We start from the raw sequence: 1,668 nt of genomic DNA, 5'->3' as shown, positions 1-1,668 counted from the left end.
GAGGATAGCTTTGTGCTTTTTATTTATTCAGTTTTGGTGGCAAACAACTTGCAGAAACGGAGGAAAGGATAATAGTTCCGCGTGGGCGCGTATGGAATCTTGATAGCTGTTGTACTTTGCAAAGCCATCCTTCACGTGATAGGTCTTACCGTTATATACTTCGGTCGTACCCATCGTGGCACTTCCTGCTGTACCTCTTCCCTTTATTCCAAATAGGTTCTTAGAGTAGTAGGCAAGCCCGGACAATCCGCCCGGGTTTGAACCGCCTGATTCTAACATGATTTGACCCAGTATGATGGATGCAGGGATGCCAGTTTCTTTCTGTATGGCTTGCGCGTCTTTGATAAACGGCTTTATATTTACGCCCATACTTCCACCTACTTTGTCAGGATTTTGATTTTCTGACCCGGTTTAATTTTGTTCGGGTCTTTGAGTTTGTTAAACTTGGCTGTTTCCATATACGCGGCTTTTGTACCACCCTTACCATATTTCTGCGTCAATTCTGACAACGTGTCACCTTTTTTCACCGTCACCGTTTTGTATTTTGGTGTAGACGGTTTTTTCGCTGGCGATGGCTTTTTATCCGGGGGTTACGGTTTTTTAGCAGGTGTTGTCGTTTTGGCTGGTGTTGACGGTTTCGCGTTCTTCAGCTTTTCCAGTTCTTTATGAAGCTGGTCATTTTCTGTTTCCAAGTTGCTGTATTTCTTCGCTTGATCGGCAAGCTGTTTTGAAATGCTGTCCTTTACTTGGTCAACATACGTTTTGTTTTCCTTGCCAATATCGGTAATGGTGTCGATTACATCTGACTTAAATGATTCTTGGTTCTGCCCCAATTCATTTGCAAAGTTGTTTAAGGCTGTATCAACGCTACCTTCAATGAGAGATTGATTGTTTTGTAGCTGTGCCTGAACCAAGCTTGAATTCATAGGATTGCCATCCAAGTAATCACCCTCTAATGCTTCAGAAGTCACGTACTGTTCTTCCTCAGCAGGACGCCCACGCGTCACAAGGGAGACTAATAGAAAGACCCCAATTGCAACCGACCCGATAATGACAATATTCTTTTTGTTTAATTGGAATTTCTTTTTACCCGGGGAATGACCCCCGGATTCATGACCGACTTGTTCAAATTCCGCCATACCAATATAAGCCTCCTATCGGATCACCGAAATAATGATTCTTAGGGAAGTTTTCTTCATCTACCTGATTTCCGTTTAGATCGACTGTCGCTTTCTCAATACTCATGTTTGTTACTTTGTCGATCAATGCTTCTTTCGGAACCATCGGGTAAATGAAGTTGGCATGTGTTGGGCGTAATTCTTCAGCGTCTCCAATACCTAGCTGCGCGTCAGGTAGCTCCACTGGACGTGAAAGCTCCTGAAGCGCATGAACCCGGTTTTGAAGGTGATAGCCTTCCATCATGCCGCCTTACCTCCCTTGTAATACTTTGATGCCTGAAATTGAATTGCTCGCGATTGTGCTGATAATGGAAGTCGTAGACTTGGCATTTTTCAGGAACAGATAAATACCAATGAGAATCCCGATACCCGCAATCACGTCAAAAAACTTGTTAACCATCCACAAGACCTCCCATGATTTGTTTTACCTTGTCAACGTTCAGGACTGCCATACTTGCGAGAACAAATACCAAGAACTTGTACTTTATTT

At 43.3% G+C, this 1,668-nt stretch carries 4 protein-coding genes; all 4 read right to left on the bottom strand.

The annotated features are described in order from the left end of the window. Positions 1–27 precede the first annotated feature (27 nt). The 4 genes from ACFXN8_RS26460 to ACFXN8_RS26440 all read right to left on the bottom strand — a co-directional run bounded on the left by ACFXN8_RS26460 (position 28) and on the right by ACFXN8_RS26440 (position 1,578). Positions 28–369 carry a glycoside hydrolase family 73 protein gene (locus tag ACFXN8_RS26460; protein WP_386848324.1) on the bottom strand — a complete coding sequence of 114 codons (342 nt, stop codon included), beginning with the start codon at positions 367–369 and terminating at the stop codon, positions 28–30. A gap of 221 nt (positions 370–590) precedes the next feature. Then, complete coding sequence (locus ACFXN8_RS26450) at positions 591–1,139, bottom strand: hypothetical protein (protein WP_386848323.1); 549 nt, start codon at positions 1,137–1,139, stop codon at positions 591–593. After that, a complete protein-coding gene (locus ACFXN8_RS26445) occupies positions 1,126–1,422 on the bottom strand; it encodes a hypothetical protein (protein ID WP_063336321.1) in 297 nt (98 codons plus the stop codon). The genes ACFXN8_RS26450 and ACFXN8_RS26445 overlap by 14 nt, the downstream gene beginning before the upstream one ends. Before the next feature lie 6 nt (positions 1,423–1,428). Next, positions 1,429–1,578 (bottom strand): hypothetical protein, encoded by a 150-nt coding sequence (locus tag ACFXN8_RS26440; protein ID WP_185198694.1) that lies wholly within the window; start codon positions 1,576–1,578, stop codon positions 1,429–1,431. Positions 1,579–1,668 lie beyond the last annotated feature (90 nt).

The organism is Lysinibacillus sp. NPDC059133 (assembly GCF_042755925.1).
Taxonomy (GTDB): domain Bacteria; phylum Bacillota; class Bacilli; order Bacillales_A; family Planococcaceae; genus Lysinibacillus.
This window is presented reverse-complemented; position numbering and strand designations above follow the sequence as displayed.